The 24,022-nt window shown below is 63.6% G+C and carries 23 protein-coding genes and 2 tRNA genes; 13 read left to right on the top strand and 12 right to left on the bottom strand.

From position 1 onward, the window contains the following. Together ACTG4J_RS03965 and ACTG4J_RS03960 are read left to right on the top strand one after the other, a co-directional pair. On the top strand, nt 1-373 hold a 373-nt coding region (locus ACTG4J_RS03965; protein ID WP_439137293.1), incomplete at its 5' end, for a hypothetical protein. A gap of 527 nt (nt 374-900) precedes the next feature. After that, nucleotides 901-2,304, top strand: coding sequence for an L-serine ammonia-lyase (locus tag ACTG4J_RS03960; protein ID WP_439137292.1), 1,404 nt, complete (start codon nt 901-903; stop codon nt 2,302-2,304). A 9-nt stretch (nt 2,305-2,313) separates the two neighbouring features. On the opposite strand, the gene ACTG4J_RS03955 is transcribed toward ACTG4J_RS03960, so the two are convergent. Further along, the gene (locus ACTG4J_RS03955; protein WP_439137291.1) at nt 2,314-3,297 is read right to left on the bottom strand and encodes a LacI family DNA-binding transcriptional regulator; all 984 of its coding nucleotides are present in this window, start codon (nt 3,295-3,297) and stop codon (nt 2,314-2,316) included. 160 nt (nt 3,298-3,457) lie between these two features. On the opposite strand from ACTG4J_RS03955, the gene ACTG4J_RS03950 reads away from it, so the two are divergent. From ACTG4J_RS03950 to ACTG4J_RS03935, 4 genes are all read left to right on the top strand, one after another. After that, nucleotides 3,458-3,534, top strand: a tRNA-Arg gene (locus ACTG4J_RS03950). A gap of 463 nt (nt 3,535-3,997) precedes the next feature. Next, nucleotides 3,998-5,185: an ABC transporter substrate-binding protein gene (locus ACTG4J_RS03945; protein ID WP_439137289.1), complete on the top strand. Its 1,188-nt coding sequence runs from the start codon at nt 3,998-4,000 to the stop codon at nt 5,183-5,185. Then, nucleotides 5,182-6,897 carry an ABC transporter permease gene (locus tag ACTG4J_RS03940; protein ID WP_439137288.1) on the top strand — a complete coding sequence of 572 codons (1,716 nt, stop codon included), beginning with the start codon at nt 5,182-5,184 and terminating at the stop codon, nt 6,895-6,897. Before ACTG4J_RS03945 ends, ACTG4J_RS03940 begins: the two co-directional genes overlap by 4 nt. After that, nucleotides 6,894-7,532, top strand: coding sequence for an ATP-binding cassette domain-containing protein (locus ACTG4J_RS03935; protein WP_439137286.1), 639 nt, complete (start codon nt 6,894-6,896; stop codon nt 7,530-7,532). Before ACTG4J_RS03940 ends, ACTG4J_RS03935 begins: the two co-directional genes overlap by 4 nt. A 290-nt stretch (nt 7,533-7,822) precedes the next feature. On the opposite strand, the gene ACTG4J_RS03930 is transcribed toward ACTG4J_RS03935, so the two are convergent. The 6 genes from ACTG4J_RS03930 to ACTG4J_RS03905 all read right to left on the bottom strand — a co-directional run bounded on the left by ACTG4J_RS03930 (nt 7,823) and on the right by ACTG4J_RS03905 (nt 12,935). Continuing rightward, nucleotides 7,823-8,563 carry a transporter substrate-binding domain-containing protein gene (locus ACTG4J_RS03930; protein ID WP_439137284.1) on the bottom strand — a complete coding sequence of 247 codons (741 nt, stop codon included), beginning with the start codon at nt 8,561-8,563 and terminating at the stop codon, nt 7,823-7,825. Between the two features lie 55 nt (nt 8,564-8,618). After that, the gene (locus ACTG4J_RS03925) at nt 8,619-8,891 is read right to left on the bottom strand and encodes an Arm DNA-binding domain-containing protein (RefSeq protein ID WP_439137283.1); all 273 of its coding nucleotides are present in this window, start codon (nt 8,889-8,891) and stop codon (nt 8,619-8,621) included. Between the two features lie 165 nt (nt 8,892-9,056). Continuing rightward, nucleotides 9,057-9,132 (bottom strand) — tRNA-Thr (locus tag ACTG4J_RS03920). 110 nt (nt 9,133-9,242) lie between these two features. Continuing rightward, nucleotides 9,243-10,730 carry a heme biosynthesis protein HemY gene (locus tag ACTG4J_RS03915; protein ID WP_439137281.1) on the bottom strand — a complete coding sequence of 496 codons (1,488 nt, stop codon included), beginning with the start codon at nt 10,728-10,730 and terminating at the stop codon, nt 9,243-9,245. 13 nt (nt 10,731-10,743) lie between these two features. Beyond that, nucleotides 10,744-12,120, bottom strand: a complete 1,377-nt coding sequence (locus ACTG4J_RS03910; protein ID WP_439137279.1) for a COG4223 family protein — start codon at nt 12,118-12,120, stop codon at nt 10,744-10,746. A gap of 89 nt (nt 12,121-12,209) precedes the next feature. After that, nucleotides 12,210-12,935 (bottom strand): uroporphyrinogen-III synthase, encoded by a 726-nt coding sequence (locus ACTG4J_RS03905; RefSeq protein WP_439137278.1) that lies wholly within the window; start codon nt 12,933-12,935, stop codon nt 12,210-12,212. A gap of 46 nt (nt 12,936-12,981) precedes the next feature. On the opposite strand from ACTG4J_RS03905, the gene tsaD reads away from it, so the two are divergent. The 3 genes from tsaD to ACTG4J_RS03890 are packed head-to-tail and all read left to right on the top strand — an operon-like array spanning nt 12,982 to nt 15,424. Continuing rightward, nucleotides 12,982-14,064, top strand: a complete 1,083-nt coding sequence (gene tsaD / locus ACTG4J_RS03900; protein ID WP_439137276.1) for a tRNA (adenosine(37)-N6)-threonylcarbamoyltransferase complex transferase subunit TsaD — start codon at nt 12,982-12,984, stop codon at nt 14,062-14,064. Then, nucleotides 14,061-15,005: an NAD(P)H-dependent glycerol-3-phosphate dehydrogenase gene (locus ACTG4J_RS03895; RefSeq protein WP_439137275.1), complete on the top strand. Its 945-nt coding sequence runs from the start codon at nt 14,061-14,063 to the stop codon at nt 15,003-15,005. The genes tsaD and ACTG4J_RS03895 overlap by 4 nt, the downstream gene beginning before the upstream one ends. 5 nt (nt 15,006-15,010) lie before the next feature. Beyond that, nucleotides 15,011-15,424 carry an EVE domain-containing protein gene (locus ACTG4J_RS03890; protein ID WP_439137274.1) on the top strand — a complete coding sequence of 138 codons (414 nt, stop codon included), beginning with the start codon at nt 15,011-15,013 and terminating at the stop codon, nt 15,422-15,424. A 251-nt stretch (nt 15,425-15,675) separates the two neighbouring features. On the opposite strand, the gene ACTG4J_RS03885 is transcribed toward ACTG4J_RS03890, so the two are convergent. Both ACTG4J_RS03885 and ahcY read right to left on the bottom strand, forming a co-directional pair. Beyond that, a complete protein-coding gene (locus ACTG4J_RS03885) occupies nt 15,676-16,017 on the bottom strand; it encodes a DUF2853 family protein (RefSeq protein ID WP_439137273.1) in 342 nt (113 codons plus the stop codon). A gap of 191 nt (nt 16,018-16,208) precedes the next feature. Next, nucleotides 16,209-17,594 (bottom strand): adenosylhomocysteinase, encoded by a 1,386-nt coding sequence (gene ahcY / locus ACTG4J_RS03880; protein ID WP_439137272.1) that lies wholly within the window; start codon nt 17,592-17,594, stop codon nt 16,209-16,211. Nucleotides 17,595-17,733: 139 nt separating this feature from the next. Here ahcY and ACTG4J_RS03875 point away from each other — a divergent pair, with 139 nt between their 5' ends. Both ACTG4J_RS03875 and ACTG4J_RS03870 read left to right on the top strand, forming a co-directional pair. Further along, nucleotides 17,734-18,330 (top strand): HD domain-containing protein, encoded by a 597-nt coding sequence (locus tag ACTG4J_RS03875; protein WP_439137270.1) that lies wholly within the window; start codon nt 17,734-17,736, stop codon nt 18,328-18,330. Next, nucleotides 18,330-18,818 carry a GNAT family N-acetyltransferase gene (locus ACTG4J_RS03870; RefSeq protein WP_439137269.1) on the top strand — a complete coding sequence of 163 codons (489 nt, stop codon included), beginning with the start codon at nt 18,330-18,332 and terminating at the stop codon, nt 18,816-18,818. Before ACTG4J_RS03875 ends, ACTG4J_RS03870 begins: the two co-directional genes overlap by 1 nt. A 41-nt stretch (nt 18,819-18,859) precedes the next feature. Here ACTG4J_RS03870 and ACTG4J_RS03865 read toward each other — a convergent pair whose 3' ends face one another. The 3 genes from ACTG4J_RS03865 to ACTG4J_RS03855 all read right to left on the bottom strand — a co-directional run bounded on the left by ACTG4J_RS03865 (nt 18,860) and on the right by ACTG4J_RS03855 (nt 20,689). Next, on the bottom strand, nt 18,860-19,360 hold the full coding sequence (locus ACTG4J_RS03865) for a hypothetical protein (protein WP_439137267.1): 501 nt from the start codon (nt 19,358-19,360) through the stop codon (nt 18,860-18,862). Between the two features lie 38 nt (nt 19,361-19,398). Continuing rightward, nucleotides 19,399-19,956 (bottom strand): ActR/PrrA/RegA family redox response regulator transcription factor, encoded by a 558-nt coding sequence (locus tag ACTG4J_RS03860; RefSeq protein WP_213685573.1) that lies wholly within the window; start codon nt 19,954-19,956, stop codon nt 19,399-19,401. A gap of 94 nt (nt 19,957-20,050) precedes the next feature. Beyond that, on the bottom strand, nt 20,051-20,689 hold the full coding sequence (locus tag ACTG4J_RS03855; RefSeq protein WP_439137266.1) for an SCO family protein: 639 nt from the start codon (nt 20,687-20,689) through the stop codon (nt 20,051-20,053). Between the two features lie 112 nt (nt 20,690-20,801). Between ACTG4J_RS03855 and regB the strand changes: the two genes are divergently transcribed. Beyond that, nucleotides 20,802-22,208 carry a sensor histidine kinase RegB gene (regB, locus tag ACTG4J_RS03850; protein WP_439137265.1) on the top strand — a complete coding sequence of 469 codons (1,407 nt, stop codon included), beginning with the start codon at nt 20,802-20,804 and terminating at the stop codon, nt 22,206-22,208. A 121-nt stretch (nt 22,209-22,329) separates the two neighbouring features. Then, the gene (locus tag ACTG4J_RS03845) at nt 22,330-24,015 is read left to right on the top strand and encodes a PAS-domain containing protein (RefSeq protein WP_439137263.1); all 1,686 of its coding nucleotides are present in this window, start codon (nt 22,330-22,332) and stop codon (nt 24,013-24,015) included. Nucleotides 24,016-24,022 lie beyond the last annotated feature (7 nt).

The raw sequence follows: 24,022 nt of genomic DNA, 5'->3' as shown, positions 1-24,022 counted from the left end.
TGGTCTGAGCGCATCGATCACCGGCAACGACGGTACGGGTGCTGACGCAGGTGCCAAGCTGAACGCAAGCTATGCTATGGACGCGATCACTGCTTCGCTCGAGTATAAGGCTGGTGATGTTGGCGACGCGATCACCAAGGTCGGCCTGGCATATGCCGCAAACGGCATGTCGGCCAGCGTATCCGCTGACACCAACGACGACTGGGATCTCAGCGTTGGCGCAGAATTGGGCGGCATCTCGCTCGGCTACGCCACCGACGAAGAGTCGGCTTGGGAAGCAACCTTCTCCTACGCTCTCGGCACGGGCGCTTCGCTCGCCGGTGGCGTGAATGCGGCTGAATCGTCCTTCGTTGGCGTTCGCTTCTCGTTCTAATCCTAGCCAGGATTGGAAACAGGATTGGGGTGGGCTTCGGCTCACCCCTTTTCTTTTGGTGCATCGCCGATCTACTGGCCAATCACATGCCGATCGCGCTTGGTGTGGCAATTGATCATTCGCATGCTGCCTTGCAAAGCGCTTCATATGCGCCCTGTGGCGATAAGTGTTTGAACGTTGCATGGAATTCCCGGTTCCGCATTGATCCAATCGTTCACGCTCAATTGCGTGAGTGCGAAACATCGCGAAACCTTCATGCAATTGCGGCGATATCATGAATTGGTATGGTGGGTATCAACCGCAATTCGCCTCAATGCCCGATCAAATTGAAATTGACATCCTGTCAAAGGATATTTTCTCGTTCGAAATTGCCAGAAATCATTCTCTTTCGTCTGGAGGGCGGTTTAAAAACCAGATGCCTCATCGCGATCTGAACCGGGTGCGCCCCCATCGCGCGCGGTCGTATTCCAAGCAACCCCCGTCGCTTTCCGCCTTGGAAACAAGCCAAGATGGCTTAGCTTCACCTCATGTTTCTCAGCGTCTTCGACATCTTCAAGATCGGCGTCGGCCCGTCCTCGTCCCACACGATGGGGCCGATGACAGCGGCTGCGCGGTTCTTGGATGATTTGCGTTCGGGCCGCGAGAAAGAACCGGGCGCGGGCGATCTGGCCGCTTTGGGCGCCAGTCTGCATGGCTCACTCGCCTTTACCGGCAAGGGGCACGCCACAGACCGGGCGGTGATCTTGGGGTTCGCGGGCTTCGTGCCCGCCACGCTCGACCCGGACCGTGCCGAGGTGATCGAGGCCACGGTCCGCGCCGATGGCATGGTCACGCCACCGGGTCTGCCGCCGCTGCGCTTCCATCCCGACCGTGATCTGGTCTTCGACTATGGCCCGCCCCTGCCGGGTCATGCCAATGGCATGATTTTGCGCGCCTATGACACGGCGGGGCGGCTTTATCTGGAAGAAACCTATTATTCCATCGGCGGCGGTTTTGTCGCCACCGCGCGCGAGTTGGAAAGTGCCGCACAAGGTGGCGTGTCGGCCGATACGCCGGGCGGCTACCCTTATCCTTTCTCGTCGGCGGCCGAGATGCTGGCGATGGGGGCGACTGCGGGCAAATCCATCGCGGCGATGAAATGGGCCAATGAAACCGCCCATGCGCCGCGCGCCACGGTCAAGGCCAAGCTCGACGCCGTCGCGCAAGCGATGGATGACTGCATCGACCGTGGCCTCAGGGTCGATGGCGAATTGCCCGGCGGTCTGCGCGTGAAACGCCGCGCCAAGGCGATCCATGAACAGCTTGTGGCCGAGCGCGGCTCGAACCTTGCGCAACCGCATACCATCACCGATTGGCTGTCGGTCTATGCCATGGCGGTCAACGAGGAAAACGCCGCCGGTGGCCGTGTCGTGACCTCGCCCACCAACGGGGCGGCGGGTGTGGTGCCCGCCGTGCTGCGCTATTACCGCGACCATTGCATCGGTGCCACGGATGCAGGGCGCGAGATATTTCTCATGACAGCCGCCGCCATCGGCGGGCTGATCAAGCACCGCGCCAGCATTTCCGGCGCCGAGGTCGGCTGTCAGGGCGAGGTCGGATCGGCCAGCGCAATGGCCGCTGCCGGGCTATGCGCGGCCTTGGGCGGCACCAATGAACAGGTTGAGAACGCCGCCGAGATCGCACTCGAGCATCACCTTGGCATGACCTGCGACCCGGTGGGCGGGCTGGTCCAGGTGCCTTGCATCGAGCGGAACGGTCTGGGCGCGATCAAGGCGGTCTCGGCGGCATCCCTCGCGCTACGCGGTGATGGCACGCATTTCATGCCGCTGGATAACTGCATCGAGGCGATGCGCCAGACCGGCCGCGACATGTCGATGAAATACAAGGAAACCAGCCTTGGCGGGCTGGCCGTCAACCTGCCTGAGTGTTGAGGACGTTTCTTACCCGCGCACGGTATCGCCGGGCAAAAACACCGGATCGAGCGTGATCACCGCATCGGTCAACTCATTGGCCGCGATCAATTCCGCCGCGCGGCGTCCGATCTCGTGGCGTTGGCTGTCCATCGTGGCGATCCGCATCGGCAGACCGTCCAGCACCTCGAAGGAGTTGAAGCCTGCAAGCCCGATCTGGCCGGGGATATCCATCCCCTGTTCCAGACAGTAAAGCAGCCCGCCCGCCGCGTTGATATCGCTGTTGAAATAGAGGAAATCGAGGTCGGGTGTCCGTGTCATGATCTCGGCGGTCATCGCCCGCCCGGTGCCGAACCCCGAGGTACCCGCGTAAAGGCAGCTATCGGTCAGTTGCAGCCCTGTCTCGGCCAGCCCCGCGACAAAACCCTGACGCCGTTTTTGTGCCCGATGATCGGCGATGGAGGATGAGCCGCAATAGCCGATCCGGCGATAGCCGCGTTGGGCGATCTCTCGGGCCATCTTGCGTCCGGCTTCATGGTGGCTGATGCCGACGCAGGCCGCGACCGGGTCGCCATCGACATCCATCACCTCGACCACGGGGATGCCGGCATTGGCCATCATCGCGCGGGCGGCATCGCTATGTTCGAGCCCCGCCACGATCAACCCCGAGGGCCGCCAGCTGAGCATTTCATAGATGACCTTTTCTTCGAGATCATCGTCGTATTTCGACGTCCCGATGACCGGCTGCAAAGGCGTTTCGTCCAACACCTCGCTGATGCCCGAAAGCACATCGGGAAAGACCATGTTCGACAGCGACGGAATGACCACGCCGACAAGGTTGACCCGGTTCGAGGCCAAGGCCCCCGCGATCTTGTTGGGCACATAGCCCAGCTTGCGTGCCGCGATATGCACCCGGTCGCGCGTTGCGCCCGACACATCGCCCCGGTTGCGCAAAACACGGCTCACCGTCATTTCGGACACGCCCGCAGCTTCGGCCACATCGCGCAGCGTCATCTGGGGTTTGCCATCGAATGGGTTGCGTCCGCGCAATGGGCCAATCCTGCATGGGTGCGGCTGTTACCGCCGTGATAGGTGTCGTAGCCTAAGCCCGCAAGTGCCACGACGCAATTCCGGGTTGCCCGTTTCGTCCGAATGACCGACAACACCCACGGCTGGCCCCGTGGCTCAAATGGATAGAGCAATCCCCTCCTAAGGGATAGGTTACAGGTTCGAATCCTGTCGGGGTCACCAAAGAGCCCCCATGAAACAAGCTTTCTTGCACCTGTCCCAAAAGCTTCGCGGGGTCCGGTCGCAATGGCTTCGCACCCCGGGCATGTCGCAAGCCCGTGTTGGCGCGGCGTGGGATGGTTCGGATCGGGTCGCAGGGCCGCCCGCCCCTCGGGTTTTTCCGCATCGCCACGGCATGGCGGCGTATCGCGACAAAGCGCGCAACCATCGCACACGGCAGGTCCGATCACAGGCGCAGCTCACGGTCCTTTGATGAAGCGTCAGCCAGAATTTGGCGCATCCTTGCGATCTTTCAGCTAGATGCCTCCTGTCGCTGCGGCTACCGTTTCATGCGCGCAAATCGCCCGCAAGGTGACGGCAGCGCAAGTATGGCCGTGGTCATGGCGGCCAGAAAACCGACCACCGCCGTAGTGACGGCTTTGCGTAGAAGTCGTATCAGTACCACCCTGAAAGAAATGGACCAGTCATGCGCCTTATTTCCACCCTCTCGATCCTTGCGACGCTCTCCGCTGCCCCGGCCATGGCCGATTGGCAGGCGACGCGCGATGCCGCGCGCGGCCAGACGGTCTTTTGGAACGCTTGGGGCGGGGATGCGCGGACCAATGCCTTCATTGATTGGGTGGGCGCGCAGACCGAAGAGCGTTACGGCGTGGCCATCAGCCATGTACGCCTGACCGACACCGCCGAGGCGGTGATCAGGGTGGTCTCGGAACGGGCCGCGGGGCGCGATAGCGGCGGGTCGGTTGACCTTATCTGGATCAACGGGCCGAATTTCCTTGCGATGAAGGAGCAGGGGCTATTGTTCGGCCCCTTTGTCGACGACCTGCCTAATTCTCAGTTCGTCGATCTTGTGCCGCCCGCCCCCGCGGCATTGGATTTCACCGTGCCGGTCGAGGGGATGGAAAGCCCGTGGCGCTTGGCGCGTTTCGTGTTCAACTATGACAGTGCGCAGGTCGATGCGCCGCCGCGCGACATGGCGGCTTTCGTCGATTGGGCCGCGGCCAATCCGGGCCGCGTCACCCATCCCGACCCGTCGAACTTCATGGGTGCCACCTTTCTCAAGCAAGCATTGATCGAGCTGGCCCCCGATCGCGCGGTGCTTCTGGAGCCGGCCAGCGATGCCAGCTTTGCCCAGCAGACCGCGCCGCTTTGGGCGTGGTATGACGCGCTGCGCCCGAACCTGTGGCGCGGAGGCGAAACCTTTCCCGAGAATGAGAGTGTGCAGCAACAATTGCTGAATGATGGCGAGATCGATATCGGGATGTCGTTTGATCCGGCCTCGACCGCTGCGGCCATTGCGCAGGGCCTTTTGCCCGAGACCGCGCGCGTTTTCGTGCCCGAGGGTGGCACGATCGGCAATATCAGCTTCGTTGCCATCCCCTACAATGCCGCCAACGCCGCCGGCGCACAGGTCGTGGCGAATTTCCTGCTCGACCCCATGGTGCAGGCGCATATGCAGAATATCGAGGTTCTGGGGTCTTTCTCGGTCCTCGATCCTGCGCGGCTCGATGATGCGGCGCGTGCGGCTTTCGATGCGCTGCCGACTGCGCCTGCCTTGCCAAGCCTCGAGGATCTGGGCCCCACCTTGCCTGAACCGCATGCAAGCTGGATGACCCGCCTGACCGAGGAATGGGCAAGGCGCTACACAAGGTGAAGGCCGCTTTTGCCGATGGGCGTGGGCTGCGGGCTGGCGTGTTGGTCACGGTTGCCCTTGGGCTAGTGCTGCCTATCGCGGCTGGGCTGTGGCAAACGGCACGTGCCGGGGCAGGTATGCTGCCCGCCATCGGCGCGACCGATCTTTCCTTCGGCCCGGTTCTTGATCTGATCGCGCTGCCGGGCTTTGTCTCGGCTTTGCGGCTGACGCTTGTCACCGGGCTTTTGTCCAGCGTGCTGTCGCTGCTGCTGGCCATCGGCGTTTGCGTGGTGATGCATGGGCGGATCTCACAGCGGGCCAGTGGGCGGCTTTTGACCCCGTTTCTCGCGGCGCCCCATGCGGCGATGGCGATCGGTCTGGTCTTTTTGTTATCGCCATCTGGCTGGATCGCGCGCGCCTTTGCGCCGCTCATGGGCTGGGACCGACCGCCGCTTTGGGCCAGTGTGAATGATCCGGGCGGGGTGGCGCTGATCCTTGGGTTGATGGTCAAGGAGGTGCCGTTTCTTTTGCTCGTGATGCTCTCGGCGCTCAGCCAGATCCCCGTGCGCCAGCATCTCGCGGCGGGCCGGTCGCTGGGCTATGGGCGCAGTATCGTCTGGATCAAGGTGATCATGCCGCAGCTTTGGCCGCTGATGCGGCTGCCGGTGATGGTGGTCTTGGCCTATTCACTGTCGGTCGTCGATATGGCGTTGATCTTGGGCCCATCTCATCCGCCGACCTTGGCGGTGCTGCTTTTGCGCCTGTTCACGGCGCCCGATATCGGGCTGTTGTTGCCCGCTTCGGCGGGTGCGCTGTTGCAGGCGATGCTTGTTGCGGCGGCCTTTGCGCTGTTGTGGGTGCTGGAACGGGCCGGGCGCGCGATCGGGTGCTGGTGGGTGCGGCGCGGCGGCCGAGGGTCGTCGGTGGAACCGGGTCTATGGGTGGCCACGGGCTTGGCGGTCTTGCTGTTTGCAGCGGGGGCGCTGGCGATGATGTCCTTGCTTGTCTGGTCGCTGGCGTGGCGCTGGCCTTGGCCCGGTGTCTGGCCCGAAAGCTGGTCTCTGCGCGCATGGTCGATCCAAGGCGGCGGCTGGGCCGCGGCGCTGGGCAATACGCTGATCTTGGCCATGGCCACCACCGCGCTGTCGTTGACGCTGGCCATCGCTTGGCTCGAAGGCGAAGACCGCGCAAGGCGCGGGCGCGCGGGCTGGGCCGAAGCGCTGATCTATCTTCCGCTTCTGGTGCCCCAGATTGGCTTCTTGTTCGGGCTGAACGTGCTGTTCTTGCGGCTTGGGCTGACGGGCGGGTACCTGGCCGTGATCTGGGCGCAGGCGCTGTTCGTCTTTCCCTATGTGATGATCGCGCTCTCCGATCCTTGGCGCGCGCTGGACCCGCGGCTTGGGCGTGCGGCGGGTGCGCTGGGTGCGGGGCCGTGGCGGCGGTTGTTCACCATCAAGTTGCCCGTGCTGTTGACCCCGATCCTGACGGCGGCGGCCATCGGCATCGCCGTGTCCGTCGCGCAGTACCTGCCGACGCTGTTCATGGGGGCAGGGCGGATCGCCACCCTCACGACCGAAGCGGTGACGCTCTCCTCTTCCTCGGATCGGCGGGTGACCGGGGTCTATGCGACGCTCCAGACCGCGCTGCCCTTCGCGGCCTATGGTGCGGCCTTCCTGATCCCCGCGCTGCTGCATCGCAACCGCCGGACCCTTTTGCCGGGGCATGCGACATGACGCTGTGCCTGCATGCGGTGAGTGTGACGGCAAAGGCGGGTGGCGCGCTTTTTCCGCCCATCACATTGACGGTGCAGCCGGGTCAAGTGGCCACCGTCATGGGCCCCTCGGGTATCGGCAAATCTACCTTGCTCGACGCGATCGGCGGACATCTGGCGCATGGTTTCACCCTGTCGGGGCGCATCCACCTCGATGGGATCGACATCACCCCCCTACCGCCCGAAGCGCGGCGGGTGGGGCTGATGTTCCAAGATGCAGTGTTGTTTCCGCATCTGTCTGTGGGCGACAATCTTGCCTTTGGGCTGGCCCGCAGCGTCCGAGGGCGTGCAGCGCGGCGCGCGGCGGTCGAGGCGGCGCTCACACGGGCGGGGCTCTGCGGCCTTTATGATCGCGATCCGGCGACGCTATCGGGCGGGCAACGCTCGCGCGCGGCACTCATGCGCACGCTTCTCGCAGAACCCCGCGCCCTTTTGCTTGATGAGCCCTTTTCCAAGCTCGACGCCACCCTGCGCGACGACCTGCGCGCATTCACCTTCGCGCATATCCTCAGCCGCGCCATCCCGGTGCTGATGGTCACACATGACCCCGCCGACGCACAGGCCGCAGGCGGTCCGGTCATCGAGCTGACACGCTAGTCCGCAGCGCCCCAAGGCGCATCGCGACGGATCGGCACCCGCTTGACGGAAAGCCGGTTTTTGACATCACCGGATGATTTCGGAGAGAGGAATGTTGCGCTGAAGGGATTGGGGTCTAGGGTATAAGATGTTGAATTGATAATATTAAAATTTCGACATTTTTCGGCGCCCCCAAAAATGCCCCTAGCCGTACGCCTTTTGCTGTCTCTGCGATGTCAAGCTGATCCGCTCTGACAGCGCAGCTGCGAGCCCAAATCAAGCCTATGACCAGCAATCTTCGCGATAGGCACTCAGGCCGGGGGCGCCACAGTCAGGCCTTGCACGCGGTGCTTTTCAATCAGCTGCGCAATGAAGCCAGATGACTTGAAATCTTCAACCACACCGGCCAACCAAGCTGCTGCATGGGCGTTGTGGCGCGGTGTTCCGACTGCCTGCTGGACCGCGCTGAACTGCCCTTCCAGAATGCGTGCTCCGGGAAGGCGCTCGACGTCTTGCAGCAATCGCGGCTTGAGCCCGGCCAAAGCATCGAGTTCCTGTTCGACAAAGACCTCAAACGAACCGTCTATCGTGTCTGTTCGAAGAAGCTCGGCATGGCGGAGGTTGTTCTCTAGCCATAATCCGTAGGCCGCGCGCCCCTTGGTCGCGATGCGAACACCGGGACGATCCACATCTTCGATCGAGCGGATCGAAGACCCTGCTGGAACGAGGTAGGTCGCTTCAATCTCGCAATAGGCGGGAGTGAATGTGATTGTCCGCGCGCGCTGGGGCTCGGCGCCGATATTTCCGATGTCCCATTCGCCGCGCTCTGCCGCGTCGGCCAGACTCCCGGGGTCAGCATATGGGATCATCTTGAGCGCAACACCAAGGCGGCGCGCGATTTCAGCGGCGACATCCGGTGATACGCCCACAGGATCGCCATTTTCCGCGCGATCCGTCACCAGAAGGAAGTTACCGGTGTTGATGCCTGCGCGAAGAATGCCTGTCGGTGCAAGCTCGGCCCGAACGCTTGGGTCTGCTTCGAAAGTGGTCACGAAAGATCTCCTTGGTGTGCTGGCCGCTCGCCGATCGCATAGAGCGTTTTGCGATCTAAATTGCTGCGCCAATCGACCCAACGATGCACTCGACGGCATGCCTGATGTCAACACTCATCGGGGGAACGTGGCCCACCCTCCGCCAAGAGCAGCAAGACGCATAGGCACCGAAAGACATGCGTTTCTCACGCCCTGCAACGCGATACTTCATGTGCCAGAGCCGCGAGCCGGTTGGCGTGACTGTCATGTAGAGCCCATCGAAATCGCCGACCTTGTAAGGCTTTGCCTTGGGCTTGAGGTTCCTAATCTGAACGTCCGACAGGGGCATGATGGGGGCATCCTATTTTACGCCTACTCGCGATGCCCCCAAGAAAGCCCCCAATTTGGGGGTATTTCAACGCACTTGCCCGGATGGTATCGGACAAAAGAGTTTCGCAATCCCCTTATAAACATGGCGTTCTAGGATATCACTGGATGATCTCGGAGAGAAGAATGGTGCCGCTGAAGGGACTCGAACCCCCGACCCCATCATTACGAATGACGTGCTCTACCAGCTGAGCTACAGCGGCATTCTTCTCTGCGCGGGACATTGGCCCGCCGTGCCGTGTGCGATCGAGGAACGACCGCGCGGCGGCACACTGCGCGGCCTCTTAGCAAGCTGTGCAGGGCGTGCCTAGCCCTAATTTCGGGCGGTTTCCGAGGTGACGCCGGTGTCGTCCTGCGCCGTGTCCTCGACCGGGGCGCCATCCATGATCTCCGCCTCCTCGGTGTTTTGCTGGCGGCTATCCTCCAATGCGCCCACGATCAGCGGCAGCATCTGTGCCGGGCCCATCAGCGCCGCGTCGCTTTGGGCCACCTCTTGCCAGCTGAGCCTGTCGAAGCTGCCGCAATGGCTGCACACCGGGCGCCATTCGGCATGGATATGGCCACAGCCGCCACAGACCCATTGCATACCGCGCGGGGCCATCACCGCCTTGGCCAGCCATGCGCGCACCAGCCGATCCTCGGCACCGGCGCCACGCTCGATCGCGGCCATGATCGTCAGGGTGCGCGCGGTTGGATGTTCCTCGGCCAGATCGCCCAGCGCGCGGCGCGCGGCGGGGAAATCCTCGGCGGCGATCTGCAATTCGGCTTCGAGCATCTTGGCCTCGGGGTGGCCCGCATGTTTGGCGATCAGCGGCTTGAAACGCTTCACGCGCTCGGCGGGCGTCTCGCCCGGTGCGATCTCGGCGAAGGCGGCCGCCAGATCGGGGTGCGGGTCGGTTGCCCAAGCCGCTTTCACGATCTTTTCGGCCTGTTTCGCCTTGCCATCGGCAATGGCCAGACGCGCGGCCATCACCGCGGCGGGCACCAGCCCCGGCGCCATGCGTTGGGCGGTTTCCGCGTCACGCTTGGCCTCGGCGATCTTGCCCTCGGCCATGGCGTCGCGCGCATGGGCCAGTGCCAGCACCGCATCGCGCCGCTTGTGCACATCGCGCGGCAGGTTGCCAGATTTCAGGGCGGCCGCCAGCGTTGCGCGCGCGCCCGCCCAATCCTCGTGCCGCGCTTGCAGCTGCAACAGCGTGGTCTGCACCTCTTCGTTGCGCGGACGGATCGCAAGCGCCTTTTCGGCCAGCTTCATGGCGGTATCGGTGTCACCGGCCGCCAGCTTTTGCTTCATCAAGCCACGCACACCGACGAAACGGGTGCGATCATCGGCGACCAGCGCCTTGAAGGTCTGTGTGGCAAGTGCTGCATCCCCCACCATTTCCGCGCCCTGTGCGACCACCAGCTTGGTCAGTTCGGGGCGGCCGAGGTATTTCTCGGCCCGTTCTGCCTTGCGGATGGCCAAGCGCCCTTCGCCCGCGGCGAGCGCCATCATCCCCTCAGCCAGCGCCTCGTAGCCCTTACGCTCGGCACGGCGGTTGAAATAGCGGCTGATCGCTGTCTCGTCGCCATTGAGAAAGCGCAGCGTCGCGACCAACAAACCGACCAGCTTGAACAAGAGCCAGACCGCGATCAGCAACACGATCGCACCGAGGATCGCCAAGAGCGGTGTCAGCACGAATTCGCGCCCCATCACCGTCAACAGTGCAAGATCCCCCATCCCCATGAGATGGTCCGCGCCATAGGTGAGCCCTGCAACCAAGGCGATGAAGATAAAGACTTTCAGTAAGGACCAAAGCATCTTTGCGCCCCCCTCAATTACCGTTGGCCGCAAGCGCGGCGGTCAGGGATGCAAGCCCCGCCTCGGCTGCACGACGCGCTTCGACATCGGCGACCCATGGTGCCAGCACAGCGCGCGCCCCTTCGGGCAAGGCCGCGATCTCGGCAATCGCGCCCTCCAGATCGCCGCCCGATACCGCGGCCCCCACGCGGCTCAGCACCGCATCGGGGTCATCGCCCTCGCGCGGCGCCACAGCGCGCCCGCCGATCTGACCCATGACAAAAGCGCCCAACCGATCGCCCACGCTGTCGCCGGCGGTTTCTTGCAATGCCACCGGAAGGGCGGCACGCGCCAAGGGGGCAAAGCTGCGTGTCAGCGTGTCTTGTGTCGCTACACCCGTCTCGGCCAGTGCTTGCAACGCCTCCGGGATCGTGACCGTGGCCGCGATCGTGGCCAGTGGCGCGGCGAAACCTGATCCGCTGGCCAGCGCCGCCTGAACTTGGCCAAGGGCCGCTTCGGCGGCGGCGCGGGCAAGGGCGGCCTGTGCTGCTGCTTCGGCCTCGGCGATGGCCGTTGTTGCGGCGGCCTCGGCCTCGGCGGCTTGAGCGGCGGCTTGGGCGGCGGCCTCTTGCGCGGCGGCGGCCTCGGCGGCAATGGCGTCGCGTTCGGCGGCCAGTTCGGCCGCGCGCGCATCGGCGGCTTGCTGCGCCGCCAAAAGATCCTCATCGGCATTGCCGGTAAAGACAGGGCGATTTTCCAAGGCACCGACCCGCGCGGCCAATGTCGCGATCCCGTCGGTCGAGGCGCCGATCTGGCCCGACAGCGCCGCGATCTGGTCGATCACCGGCGATAGGTCGAGATCGACACCGGCTGGCGCTGCGGCCGGCGATGGTGCTTGCGTCACGGACGCGCTCAGCGCCGCGATCTGGTCCTGCATGGCCGAAAGTGCTGCGCCCTGCTCGGCCAAGGCCGCAGCCAAGGCAGGATCGGCTGCATCGGCCCTTTGGCCGGTTGGCAACCAGCCCATATAGGCCGCGCCATAGCCGATCCCGGCGGCAACCAGCCCGCCAAGCACCAGCGGCACGATCCCGGCCCGCTGTTGCGGCGCTGCTTGTGGCGCTGGCGCGGGCGGTGGTGTGACGATTGCATCCTCGATCACGGTCGCATCTTCGATATCGGCGGGCTGTGTGGTCTCGTCGCTGATGGCCGCGGCGGCCTCTTGCGCGGGATCGGGATCTGGCGTGGTGATCGCGGGTGTATCCTCTGCCACGGGTTGTGTGGCCGAATCGTTCGCTTGGGTCTCGGCACTGGCCATTGCGGTGTCGGTCTTGGTTTCAGCGGTGTCGGAGCTGGGCTTTACCTTACGCCGATTGCCTGTACCGGTTGAGCTTTTCGAGCTTGCGCGTACCACCTGATCCCGTCCTTCGAATGTACACCCTACCATGTCAAACGCAGCTTACAGTTGCGCTCGGGCAAGCCTAGACCAGCCTTACCAACCCCTCAAGCCGCGGAATGCGGTGAAATCACCGCAGCCATGGCACGGATCATCGCAGGGGCATCGGGTTGGGCGGCGACATGCGCACGCGCGGCCATCGCGGGGGGCAGGGCCGCGCGCACCGCATCGCTCAGTACCACGGGCATGACCGGCGCATGACTCGCAGCCTGCGCGAAAAGCGTGGCACTGCGCGGCGAAAACAGCGGTACGATCACCGGCCCCGGATGGGAAAGCGCAGCAGCAAAGACCGCGTCAGGCGCCACAGCCCTTTGGTCGTAGATCGGAGCGGCCACAGCCTGCAGCCCGGCGGCGCATAGCCGGGCGGCCACATCGCCGCGCTGATGGATGCCGCAAAGATGCACCAGCCGCCCGCGTGGTGCGGCATGGCTCAGGAGTGCGACCAGCGCCTCGGCGTCGCCCTCGGCGCTGTGTGCCGTCAACCCGATCGCCGCCGCCGCCGCCGCTGTGCGTGCACCCACGCACCATGCGGGCAGATCGCGCCGCGCGCTTTTCGCGGCAAAGACATCCACCCCCGCCGCCGAGGTGAAGATGAGCCCGGCCGCCACATCCAGATCGGGGACATCGCCCTGCGGCACGATCTCCATCAAAGGCGCGATGCTGACTGCGACGGGCCCAAGCGCCTTGTGCAAGGCTTCGGCGAATTGCGCCGAGGCTGCCCGCGGACGGGTCAGCAAGATCAATGGGGGGAAGGCTGCGGCATTGTCAGACATGGGGTGCAGTGTTACCTGCCAAGTCCTGATCTGACAACGCGTGCCCATGACCATTGCCCTGACCATCCTCGGCCTTGAATCCAGCTGCGATGATACCGCGGCCGCGGTGTTGCGCGCGCGCGACGGCGGGGCGGATATCTTGTCCAGCATCGTGGCGGGCCAAACCGATCTGCACGCGGCCTTTGGCGGTGTCGTCCCCGAGATCGCGGCGCGCGCGCATGCCGAAAAGCTCGATCTGGTGGCGGAACAGGCGCTGTCGGCGGCTGGCGTGGCCTTGTCCCAGATCGACGCCATCGCCGTGACCGCGGGGCCGGGGCTGATCGGCGGGGTGCTTTCGGGTGTCATGGCAGCCAAGGGGTTGGCGATGGGCTTGGGCAAACCGCTGATCGGCGTGAACCATCTGGCGGGCCATGCGCTGACCCCGGTTCTGACCGACGGCTTGGCTTTCCCCTATCTGATGCTCTTGGTCTCGGGCGGTCACTGCCAATTCTTGCGCGTCGATGGCCCGGATGCCTTCATCCGCCTTGGCGGCACCATCGACGACGCACCGGGCGAGGCCTTCGACAAGGTCGCGCGGCTGTTGGGCCTGTCGCAACCCGGTGGCCCTGCGGTCGAGGAAGCAGCCGGTGCCGGCGATTCCGCGCGCTTCGACCTGCCACGCCCGCTTTTGGACCGCCCCGGCTGCGATCTTAGCTTTTCGGGGCTGAAAACCGCCGCCCTGCGGCAGCGCGACCAGCTGATCGCGGCCCAAGGCGGGCTGTCCGAACAAGACCGCGCTGACCTTTGCGCCGGGTTCCAGGCGGCGGTGGCCGATGTGCTGGCGATCAAATCAGCCCGTGCGCTCGCGGATCAACCGGGGCTGACAGGCTTTGCCGTTGCAGGGGGGGTGGCCGCGAACCGCGCCTTGCGCGCGCGCCTGATCGCCGTGGCGCAAGAGGTCGGCCTGCCCTTTGTCGCGCCGCCCTTGGCGCTTTGCACCGACAATGCCGCGATGATCGGCTTTGCCGGGCTTTTGGCGCTGCAATCGGGGCGGATCGACGATATGACGCTGTCGGCCCGGCCACGCTGGCCGCTTGATACGGCAGCCGCGCCGCTGATCGGATCGGGCAAGAAAGGGGCCAAGGCATGAAGGGGCGTATCGACATCATCGGCGCGGGTGCCTTTGGCACGGCGCTGGCCATCATCTATGCAAAGGCCGGGCATGCGGTGACGCTTTTGGCCCGCGATGATGCCGACGCGATGGCGCGCGCCGGTGAAAATACCCGCCGCTTGCCGGGCTTTGCCTTCCCCCCCGGCCTGCGCGTGACCAATCAGGCCGCCGATCTGAGCGCCGATCTGGCGCTTTTGGCGCTGCCGACGCAAAGCCTTGGGGCCTTCTTGGCGCAAACCCCGCTGGGCGCGCAAAGGCTGGTCTCTTGCGCCAAGGGGATCGACCGCACCACCGGGCTTGGCCCCACGGCGCTGATCGCGCGCCACAGCGCGGCGCTGCCCGCACAGCTGACCGGCCCAAGCTTCGCCGTCGATATCGCGGCGGGGCTGCCCACGGCGCTGACGCTGGCCTGTGCCGATGATGAGGCAGGGGCGGCACTGCAAGATCGCCTGTCCACGCCGCATCTGCGGTTATATCGCAGCACCGATGTGCTGGGCGCGGAACTGGGTGGCGCGTTGAAGAACGTGATCGCCATCGCCGCCGGTGCCGTGATCGGGGCGGGCTACGGCGAAAGCGCGCGCGCTGCGCTGATGACGCGCGGTTTGTCCGAGATGACGCGCCTTGCCATGACCCTTGGCGCGGAGGAGGCGACGCTGCGCGGCCTGTCGGGCTTGGGCGATCTGATCTTGACCTGCAGCTCCGAGAAATCGCGCAATTTCCGCTATGGCTTGGCTTTGGCGCGCGGCGAGCGGCTCGCGGCTGATATCACCGTCGAAGGGCTGCACACCGCCCGCGAGATCGCCGCGCGAAGCGATCTCGACACCCCGATCGCCGATGCGGTGGCCGCCTTGGCCGATGGCCGCGCCAATTTGGCGGCGCTGGCCGATATGTTGCTCAACCGCCCCCTGAAACCCGAGTAACCGCGATGCGCCATTGGCTGTTCAAATCCGAACCCGACACATGGTCATGGGACCAGCAATGCGCCAAGGGCGAGACCGGCGAGGAATGGTCGGGCGTGCGCAACTACCAAGCGCGCAACTTCATGCGCGACATGGCGCTGGGCGATCTGGGGTTCTTCTATCATACCCAAAGCGAAAAGGCGCTGGTGGGCATCGTTCAGGTCATCGCCACCGCCCATCATGACAGCACCAGCGATGATCCAGCGTGGGACTGTGTGGACATCAAGGCGATGCAGGCACTCCCGCGCCCGGTGACGCTTGCCGAGATCAAGGCCCAACCCGCATTGGCCGATATGGCGCTTGTCAAAAGCCCGCGCCTTTCGGTGCAGCCGGTGACAGCCGAACAATGGGCGATCATTTGCAAGATGGCCGGGTTGTAGGCGCGCGATATGAGGGCGGTGCGCCTGACGGCGCGCCTTCTCTCACGGAAAAAAGGAGGGCCCCGACAAGGCGAGGCCCTCCACCACCCACGCGCTCACTCGCTCCGCGTGTTCTTGATGTCGGGCCCGTCCATCCTGGTCGGGCGTTGTGGCTGTCATACTGCAAGCTGCAAGCGCAGGCAAAGAAATAGCCCGTCCCATTCAAGAAGTATTCGCCTCAAATGCGAATGGCCCACCCCGATTGGATAGGCTCAGCCGTAAATGCTTTCTTTTTTGAAATGCTTGGCCAGCATGTAGTAAATCACAGCGCGGTACTTGTTGCGCTCGGATTTGCCGTAGGTCTCGATCACGCTGTCGATTGCGGCGTCAAGCTCGGGACCGTCCTTGAGGCCCAGCTTCTTGATCAAGAAATTCTTCTTCACGGTTTCGATCTCGCCCGGCTGGCTACCTGCGACGGTCGATGCATCGGCGTCGTAGATCGAGGGGCCACAGCCGATGGTGACCTTGGTCAAAAGGTCCATATCCGGCGTCATGCCGCACTTGTTCTTCAGATCGTCGGCGTAGCGCGCGATCAACTCGTCCCGTTTGCCCATACTTTTTACTCCCAGTAACGCATGTCCCGACTTGCCCAAATCGGCCAAGCTCTTGCGCGACGTTACCCAAGGTGGCCCCGCTGTCAAAAGATTAATTCAAAAGAAAATAGATACGACGCAGCCAAGCCACAAAATCCCATGAAAAAAGCCGCCCCGTTGGGGGCGGCTGATCCAGCGCGATTTGCGCGCACTCAATAGCGGTAATGCTCTGGCTTGAAGGGGCCTTCCTGCGCCACGCCGATATAGTCGGCCTGATCCTTGGACAGCGGCGTCAGCTTGACGCCGATCTTGGCCAGATGGAGGCGCGCGACCTTTTCATCCAAGACCTTGGGCAGGACATAGACCTCGTTGCCATAGGCCTCGCCACGGGTCCACAGCTCGATCTGCGCCAGAACCTGGTTGGTGAAGGTGGCCGACATGACGAAGGACGGGTGGCCCGTCGCGTTGCCAAGGTTCAGCAAACGCCCCTCGGACAACAGGATGATCCGGCTGCCCGAGGGCATCTCGATCATATCCACCTGGTCCTTGATATTGGTCCATTTGTGGTTCTTCAGGGCGGCGACCTGAATTTCATTGTCGAAATGGCCGATATTGCCGACGATCGCCATGTCCTTCATCGCGCGCATATGCTCGATGCGGACCACATCCTTGTTGCCGGTGGTGGTGATGAAGATATCGGCGCTATCCACCACATCCTCCAAAAGCACCACCTCGAACCCGTCCATCGCGGCTTGCAGCGCACAGATCGGGTCGGCCTCGGTCACTTTCACGCGCGCACCCGCACCGCGCAAGCTGGCGGCAGAGCCTTTGCCCACATCGCCATAGCCACAAACCACGGCAACCTTGCCCGCCATCATCGTATCGGTGGCCCGGCGGATGCCGTCGACGAGCGATTCCTTGCAGCCATATTTGTTGTCGAATTTCGACTTGGTGACGCTGTCATTCACATTGATCGCGGGGAAGGGCAGCTGGCCCGACTTCTGCAATTCGTAAAGGCGATGCACGCCCGTGGTGGTTTCCTCGGACACGCCCTTGATCTGGGCCTTGATCTTGGTGAACCAGCCGGGGCTTTGGGCCATGCGCTTGGCGATCTGCGCCTTGATGACCGCTTCTTCTTCGGATTGCGGCACGGGGATGATCTCTTCACCCGCCTCGGCGCGCGCGCCCAACAAAACGTACAGCGTCGCATCGCCACCATCGTCGAGGATCATGTTCGGCCCGTCGGGGAACATGAAGGATTTGTCGAGGTAATCCCAATGCTCTTCAAGGCTTTGGCCCTTGATCGCGAAAACCGGGATGCCCGCCTTGGCGATGGCGGCCGCCGCGTGATCCTGGGTCGAAAAGATGTTGCAGCTGGCCCAACGCACATCCGCGCCCAGATCGGCCAGTGTCTCGATCAGCACGGCAGTCTGGATCGTCATGTGGAGCGAGCCCACGATGCGCGCGCCCTTGAGCGGCTTTTTCGCGCCGTATTCCTCGCGCAGCGCCATCAGGCCCGGCATCTCGGTCTCGGCGATGTCCAGTTCCTTACGGCCGAAATCGGCCAGCGCAATGTCCTTGACGATGTAATCGTTCACTTTGGTCTATCCTTACTCACGGTAATTTCGAGGGCCACTTAGCACTCGAACACCCCTCGGGCAATGCCAAGCGGCCTTTGGGGGCTGGCCGATCGGGTTGCAGGTGCTATCAATCCGCAAAACTCTCCTTGGGGGTCACATGCCCAAAACGCCACCCCGTGCTTGGCAACGCATGTTGTCGGGCCGCAGGCTCGACCTGCTCGACCCAACACCCGTCGATATCGAGATCGTCGATATCGCTCATGGGCTGGCCTTCGTCGCGCGCTGGAACGGGCAGACACGCGGCGATTACGCCTATTCGGTGGCCGAGCATTCGCTGCTTGTCGAGGCGATTTGCGGCCGCCTCAAACCCGATTGGTCCGCGAAGTGGCGGCTGGCCGCCCTTTTGCACGACGCGCCCGAATATGTGATCGGCGACATGATTTCCCCGGTCAAATCGGCGGTCGGCCCCGGCTATGGCGCGCTCGATGAGCGGCTGACCGCGGCGATCCATCTGCGCTTTGGCCTGCCCGCCATGCTGCCTGCGCCGGTCAAGGCACTGATCAAACGCGCCGACAAGCTTTCGGCATGGCTCGAGGCAACACAGCTTGCCGGGTTTTCCGCGCCCGAGGCGGATCGCTTTTTCGGCGCGCCCGATCCGGCCCTGATCGATGGGCTTGATCTGGTCTTGCGCCCGCCCGTTGCCGTGCGCGACGCCTTCACCGCGCGGCACGCGGCCTTGATCGCGGCCTTTTGATGGATCAGCGCCCCGTAATCCGCCGCGCAGCCCCGCTCGACACCCGCGAGATGGCCGTGCTGCTCAATGAGATCATTGCCGTAGGCGGCACCACCGCCCGCACCGAAACGGTCATCGCGGAAGATTTCCTGCCGCTTCTCGGCGCGCCGTGTGCAGCCTGCCACGTCGCTGAGGTCGGAACCGAAATCATGGGTTTTCAGTATATCGAACCCCATACCTCCCTTCCGCCCGAGGTTGCCGATATCTCGACATTCGTGCAGCGTGGCAAAACCGGGCTCGGGATTGGCTCGGCCTTGTTCGAAGCCACAGCACAGGCTGCGCGTGATCTAGGCTTTGACTGGATCAATGCCACGATCCGCGCCGATAACACAGGCGGGCTGATTTACTACCAATCGCGCGGCTTTCGCGATTGGCGCCACCTGTCGGATCAACGCCTCGCCAACGGGATGCGCGTCGACAAAATCTGCAAACGCTTTGATTTGGACTAGGGCGCGTTTCGCTTGACTGCGACACGGCTCTCAGCCGCGCCTTAGCGTGCGAAACAGACCCGTCCGGCCCAAAGCAACCTGATGGCTGCGTCACCCTCGGTCAACAGACCCGCGATATCGGAGCGCGCGAATTCCGTCCCGCGCGAGGTGATCTGGAAACTGACCGGCGGCATCTCGAGCCGCGACATGCCCGCGCGAAAACCGCCCGCCACAGCCAGTTCGGGGTCGGTATTCACCCAGCCCACGAAAGCGCCGTCTTGAAAGTTCAACGTCAGACCATCTTCCCAGCTGGCCGCCGTGATCGGGCCTGGTCCGCATTCGGCGGTGGTCGTGATCGCATCGGGGCCATCACCCAAAAGCCGCGAGACCGTGTCGATGACGCCGACCTGCGCGCGGCCGAAATCGATGCGGAGTCCGCTGATCGTGGGCTGAATACCCTGCGCATCCAGCGAGATCGGCGGCGGTGCAGGTTCGCGCGAGCCGGTGACGCAACCAGACAAGATGATCATCGCGCAGACAGCGATCGTTGCACGCAGGGACATCGGCTTCTCCGAGCAGGAAGTGGCGGTTTGGGTCGTTCTTATCGCGGCGAGCGCTTGGCGAGAATACGTTGCAGCGTGCGCCGATGCATGTTCAGCCGCCGTGCCGTTTCGCTGACATTGCGGTCGCACAGCTCGTAGACGCGCTGAATATGCTCCCAGCGTACCCGGTCGGCCGACATCGGGTTCTCGGGCGGCGGCGGCAATTCTTCCTCATCGGCCAAAAGGGCGGCGGTGATGTCATTTGCATCGGCGGGTTTCGACAAATAGTCGGTCGCCCCGATCTTGACGGCGGCCACCGCCGTGGCGATCGCGCCATAACCCGTCAGCACGACGATCCGGCAATCGGGCCGCTTGGCGCGCAGCGCCTCGACCACATCCAGCCCATTGCCATCTTCGAGCCGTAAATCAACCACCGCATAGGCAGGGGGGCGCGCATTGGCGATCGCCTTGCCGGCAGCCACGCTTTCGGCGGCCTCGACCGTGAAGCCTCGCTTTTCCATCGCCCGTTCAAGACGACGCAGAAACGGCTCGTCATCATCGACGAGAAGCAAGGTCTTATCGGGTCCGATGTCTCTGAGGCTGCGCTCTTGTGACATGCGGCGTCTCCTTCCGGGCGATTGCTTGTTGAACCCTCTTACAGGCAATCGACCGGAGCGGTCAATTTAACGTTGCAGATACAATGGTATCGGCTCAACTGCCTGCTTCCACGAAACATTCCGTCCGTTCGGCCATCTCTTGCGGTGTCGTTTCGCGGCTGAAGAATTCGACGAAACCATGCTCGGGCAGCACAAGATAGGTAAAGGCCGTGTGATCGACCAGGTAATAGGGGTCGTCACCCTCACGGTTCGACCGGAAATAGACCCGATAGGCCCGCGCGGCAGCGTCGGTTTGCTCTTGCGTACCGGTCAGCCCCAGCATGCGTTCATGGATATTGGCGGTAAAGGCGGCCATCACCTCCGGCGTGTCGCGTAACGGATCGACCGAGATCATGACCGGCAAGACGTCATGGCCATCTGCCTCGAGGATATCGACCGCCTCGGCATTGCGCACCGTATCCAGCGGGCAGACATCGGGGCAGAAGGTATAGCCAAAATAAAGCAGCGTGGGCGCCGTGATGACATCGGCATCGGTCACCGTTTGCCCGGTTTCGTCGACCAGCGTGAAGGGGCCGCCAATGGCCCCCGCACCGCCGGCCACGACACTGGCGCGGCATCCGGCAAAGGGATCGGCCGATCCGTCGCCGGTCTGGCCAAGGTAGACCGCGACACCCGCGCCAAGCATGAGCGAGCCGATCAAGGCGGCCGAGGCAAGGGCATAGATGCGGGTCATATTCGGGCTCTCCGGTTGCGAATGCTACGCGCCGACGTTGGCCGGCGTTGATTACTTAGCCCCTTGGCTCTATCAATTCACGACCTATCCCATGTGACAGAAAGCCCCTCCGATGGCCAATGCGCTGCCCGACCCAGCCCTTGATCTGGTCCGACAAGATGCGCGCAGCGATTGGGTCAGGTTGCGCACGCTGTTGGTGCTGCGCTGGCTTGCGATACTGGGCCAGACCGTGACGGTGGTTTTCGCCGCCTTCCAGCTAGGTCTCAGGATCGAGTTGGGGCTGTGCTTTCTGGCGATCGGGGCCTCGGTGGTGTCGAACCTCGTGGCGATGACGATCTTTCCCGAGAACCAGCGCCTGTCGGATCGTGACGCGATGCTGACGCTGCTTTTCGATCTGTCGCAGCTTTGCTTCTTGCTGTTCCTGACCGGCGGGTTGAACAACCCCTTCGCGTTGTTGATCCTTGCGCCGGTGACGATCTCTGCGACGGCGCTGACTGTGCGCTCGACGATCATTCTGGGCGTGCTGGCGGTGGCGATGATCACGCTCTTGGGGCTGTTTCATGTGCCGCTGACGTTGCAATCGGGCGATGTCTTGCAACTGCCGCCGATGTTCGTGATGGGTTTTTGGATGGCGATCACGATCGGCATCGTCTTCTTGTCGGCCTATGCGCGGCGCATCACCTCCGAGACACATTCGATGAGCCAAGCGCTTTTGGCGACGCAAATGGCCTTGGCGCGCGAGCAAAAGCTGACCGATCTGGGGGGCGTCGTCGCCGCTGCCGCGCATGAGCTTGGCACGCCCTTGGCCACCATCAAGCTGGTCTCGACCGAGTTGGTCGACGAGTTGGGCGCGCATCCGCAACTGGCCGATGATGCAAAGCTGATCCGCGATCAGGCCGACCGCTGCCGCGATATCCTGCGCTCCATGGGGCAGGCCGGGAAGGATGACCTGCACATGCGCTCGGCCCCCTTGGCTGCCGTGGTGCGCGAGGCCGCCGAACCGCACGCCGCGCGCGGCGTCGCGATCAATTACGATTTCGTCGCCGAAGGCGATGCAGCCGCATCTCAACCGGTGATCTGGCGCAAGCCCGAGGTGATCCACGGGCTGCGCAATCTTGTACAAAATGCCGTCGATTTCGCCGCAACTCAGATCTGGATCGAGGGGCGTTGGGATGCGGGCCAGATCAGGCTGCGCATCACCGATGACGGTCCGGGATACCCAACCGATCTTCTCGGGCGTCTGGGCGATCCCTTTCTCAGCCGCCGCGCGCGCGCCCAAAGCCCCGCCCGCCCCGGCTACGAGGGGATGGGGCTTGGGCTTTTCATCGCCAAGACCTTGCTCGAACGGGCCGGGGCGCGCGTCAGCTTCGACAATGCGACCGACCCTTTCTTGTCGATCGAGGACAAGACCGAGAAATCCGGCGCCGTGGTCGAGGTCGTCTGGGCCTATGCCGCCATCGGCTTGCCAGCCGATGCGGCCAGCGCGCCTTTGGGTGAAAACCGGCCTATCGCGATCTAGGGTCTGCCCGGCGGCGGCCTTTGTTGGACAAGAAATTCTTTCACGCCGCAGATCGACTTAACACCCTGTTAACTCTTCGCTGCCATGCTGTGTCCGGGGCACAGATGAGGGGCGTGGGATAATGCCTGAACTCTATACCGTGATCCTCTTCGCTGGCGTCAGCTTGGTCAGCGCTGCAATCGGGCTTGTCGCGGCCAGCTATGTGACGACTGCGCGTCTGCCGCAGACCGCCAAGGGCATCGTTTTCGCCGATGCGCCGCGCCGCTACGAATTCCGCGAGGGGTATTTGCTCTCTGCGATCGACCCCAATGACGCTTTCTTGCATGCCGATACCGACCGCAGCAGCGCCTTCGATCTGCTTGGCCGCGCGCTCAAGCCGCTCAACCCCGATCTGCCTGCGCGTTTCGCGGGCTTGGCGCGCCGGGGCGAGGCTTTCTTGCTGCCCGCGACGTTTGGGCAAGATCTACTGTCCATCGCGGGTCGGATCGAACAAGATCGGCTCGTCATCACCATCGGCCCGAGCGAGGCGGGTACAGGCCGACAGGTCGTCGACAGCGCAAGCCTTGCCGCGCTCGATGAAGAGATTTCCGACCTGCGACATGCCCTTGATGCGGCGCGCTGCCCGATCTGGCGGATGAGCCATGATGGTCGCGTGATCTGGGCCAATGCCCCTTACGTCGCCTTGGTCGAGCGTCTGGCCTCGATGCGCCAGCCACAAGTGCCTTGGCCGCTACCAAGCCTGTTTGCCGATCATCTCGACCCGCCACCCGAACCGGGCAGCATGCGGCGCTGTCATCTGGCGCTGCCAAAGCATGATGTGGGCATCGCCACCGCGCATGATGGCGCGCTCTGGTTCGAGGTCGCCGTGATGCGCCAAGCCGACAACAGCTTTTGGTGCACCGCATTGCCCAGCGACCGTCTGGTAGGCGCCGAGATATCCCTGCGCAATTTCGTGCAAACCCTGTCCAAGACCTTCGCGCAATTGCCCATCGGCTTGGCGATTTTCGACAAGCGGCGCGAGTTGGTGCTGTTCAACCCCGCGCTGGTCACCCTTTCGACCCTGACACCGCAATTCCTGTCGGCCCGGCCCGGCCTTTTCGCCTTTCTCGACGCGTTGCGCGACCATCAGCGCATGCCCGAACCCAAGAACTACCGCTCTTGGCGCGACGAGATCGCGCGGCTGGAACGCGGCGCCGTCGATGGCACCTTTCAAGAGCTTTGGACCCTGCCCGGGGGGCAAAGTTTCCGCGTCATCGGTCGCCCTCATCCCGATGGCGCGCTGGCCTTCATGTTCGAAGATATCACCGCCGAGGTCTCGCTGACCCGCAAGTTCCGCAGCGAATTGGACATGTACCAAGCCGTGATCGACGATCTGCCCGCCGCGCTGGCCGTTTTCTCGGCCGAGGGGCGGCTTTGCTTGGTCAACGCCGCCTATGCCGCCTTGTGGGAGGTCGAACCCGACGCGGTGATCGGTGTCTTGTCGGTGACCGAGGCCACCCGCACATGGCAAGCGCGCGCCCAGCCCAGCGGCATTTGGGGCGAAATCCGACAATTCGCCTTGCCCCAATCCGATCGCGCCGGCTGGAGCGATGAGATCATGCTCAGCCATGGGCGGGCCTTTCGCGTGGATGTCGTGCCGCTCTCGGGTGGGGCGTTGGCGGTCAGCTTTCATTGCCGCAATACCGCCCGCGAAAAACCGGTCGTGGAAATGCAAACCGACATTCCTGTCTATGAGCCACCGCCCGCCCAGCATCGCTTTGCCGAAGCTGCAAGCCCTTATCGCCCCGTTACCGACGCCGAGGAATAGCGTCGCT

The organism is Roseicyclus sp., from assembly GCF_965662675.1.
In the GTDB taxonomy this organism is placed as follows: Bacteria; Pseudomonadota; Alphaproteobacteria; order Rhodobacterales; family Rhodobacteraceae; genus Roseicyclus.
This window is presented reverse-complemented; position numbering and strand designations above follow the sequence as displayed.

Bases quoted from the DNA above. Each gene is read 5' to 3' on its own strand.
- ACTG4J_RS03845 (WP_439137263.1), top strand. From the start codon at position 22,330: ATGCCTGAACTCTATACCGTGATCCTCTTCGCTGGCGTCAGCTTGGTC.
- ACTG4J_RS03905 (WP_439137278.1), bottom strand. From the start codon at position 12,935: ATGTCTGACAATGCCGCAGCCTTCCCCCCATTGATCTTGCTGACCCGT.
- ACTG4J_RS03875 (WP_439137270.1), top strand. From the start codon at position 17,734: ATGCCCAAAACGCCACCCCGTGCTTGGCAACGCATGTTGTCGGGCCGC.
- ACTG4J_RS03855 (WP_439137266.1), bottom strand. From the start codon at position 20,689: ATGACCCGCATCTATGCCCTTGCCTCGGCCGCCTTGATCGGCTCGCTC.
- ACTG4J_RS03865 (WP_439137267.1), bottom strand. From the start codon at position 19,360: ATGTCCCTGCGTGCAACGATCGCTGTCTGCGCGATGATCATCTTGTCT.
- ACTG4J_RS03860 (WP_213685573.1), bottom strand. From the start codon at position 19,956: ATGTCACAAGAGCGCAGCCTCAGAGACATCGGACCCGATAAGACCTTG.
- ACTG4J_RS03895 (WP_439137275.1), top strand. From the start codon at position 14,061: ATGAAGGGGCGTATCGACATCATCGGCGCGGGTGCCTTTGGCACGGCG.
- tsaD (WP_439137276.1), top strand. From the start codon at position 12,982: ATGACCATTGCCCTGACCATCCTCGGCCTTGAATCCAGCTGCGATGAT.
- ACTG4J_RS03935 (WP_439137286.1), top strand. From the start codon at position 6,894: ATGACGCTGTGCCTGCATGCGGTGAGTGTGACGGCAAAGGCGGGTGGC.
- ACTG4J_RS03890 (WP_439137274.1), top strand. From the start codon at position 15,011: ATGCGCCATTGGCTGTTCAAATCCGAACCCGACACATGGTCATGGGAC.
- ACTG4J_RS03960 (WP_439137292.1), top strand. From the start codon at position 901: ATGTTTCTCAGCGTCTTCGACATCTTCAAGATCGGCGTCGGCCCGTCC.
- regB (WP_439137265.1), top strand. From the start codon at position 20,802: ATGGCCAATGCGCTGCCCGACCCAGCCCTTGATCTGGTCCGACAAGAT.
- ACTG4J_RS03945 (WP_439137289.1), top strand. From the start codon at position 3,998: ATGCGCCTTATTTCCACCCTCTCGATCCTTGCGACGCTCTCCGCTGCC.
- ACTG4J_RS03915 (WP_439137281.1), bottom strand. From the start codon at position 10,730: ATGCTTTGGTCCTTACTGAAAGTCTTTATCTTCATCGCCTTGGTTGCA.
- ACTG4J_RS03870 (WP_439137269.1), top strand. From the start codon at position 18,330: ATGGATCAGCGCCCCGTAATCCGCCGCGCAGCCCCGCTCGACACCCGC.
- ACTG4J_RS03955 (WP_439137291.1), bottom strand. From the start codon at position 3,297: ATGACGCTGCGCGATGTGGCCGAAGCTGCGGGCGTGTCCGAAATGACG.
- ACTG4J_RS03885 (WP_439137273.1), bottom strand. From the start codon at position 16,017: ATGGGCAAACGGGACGAGTTGATCGCGCGCTACGCCGACGATCTGAAG.
- ACTG4J_RS03925 (WP_439137283.1), bottom strand. From the start codon at position 8,891: ATGCCCCTGTCGGACGTTCAGATTAGGAACCTCAAGCCCAAGGCAAAG.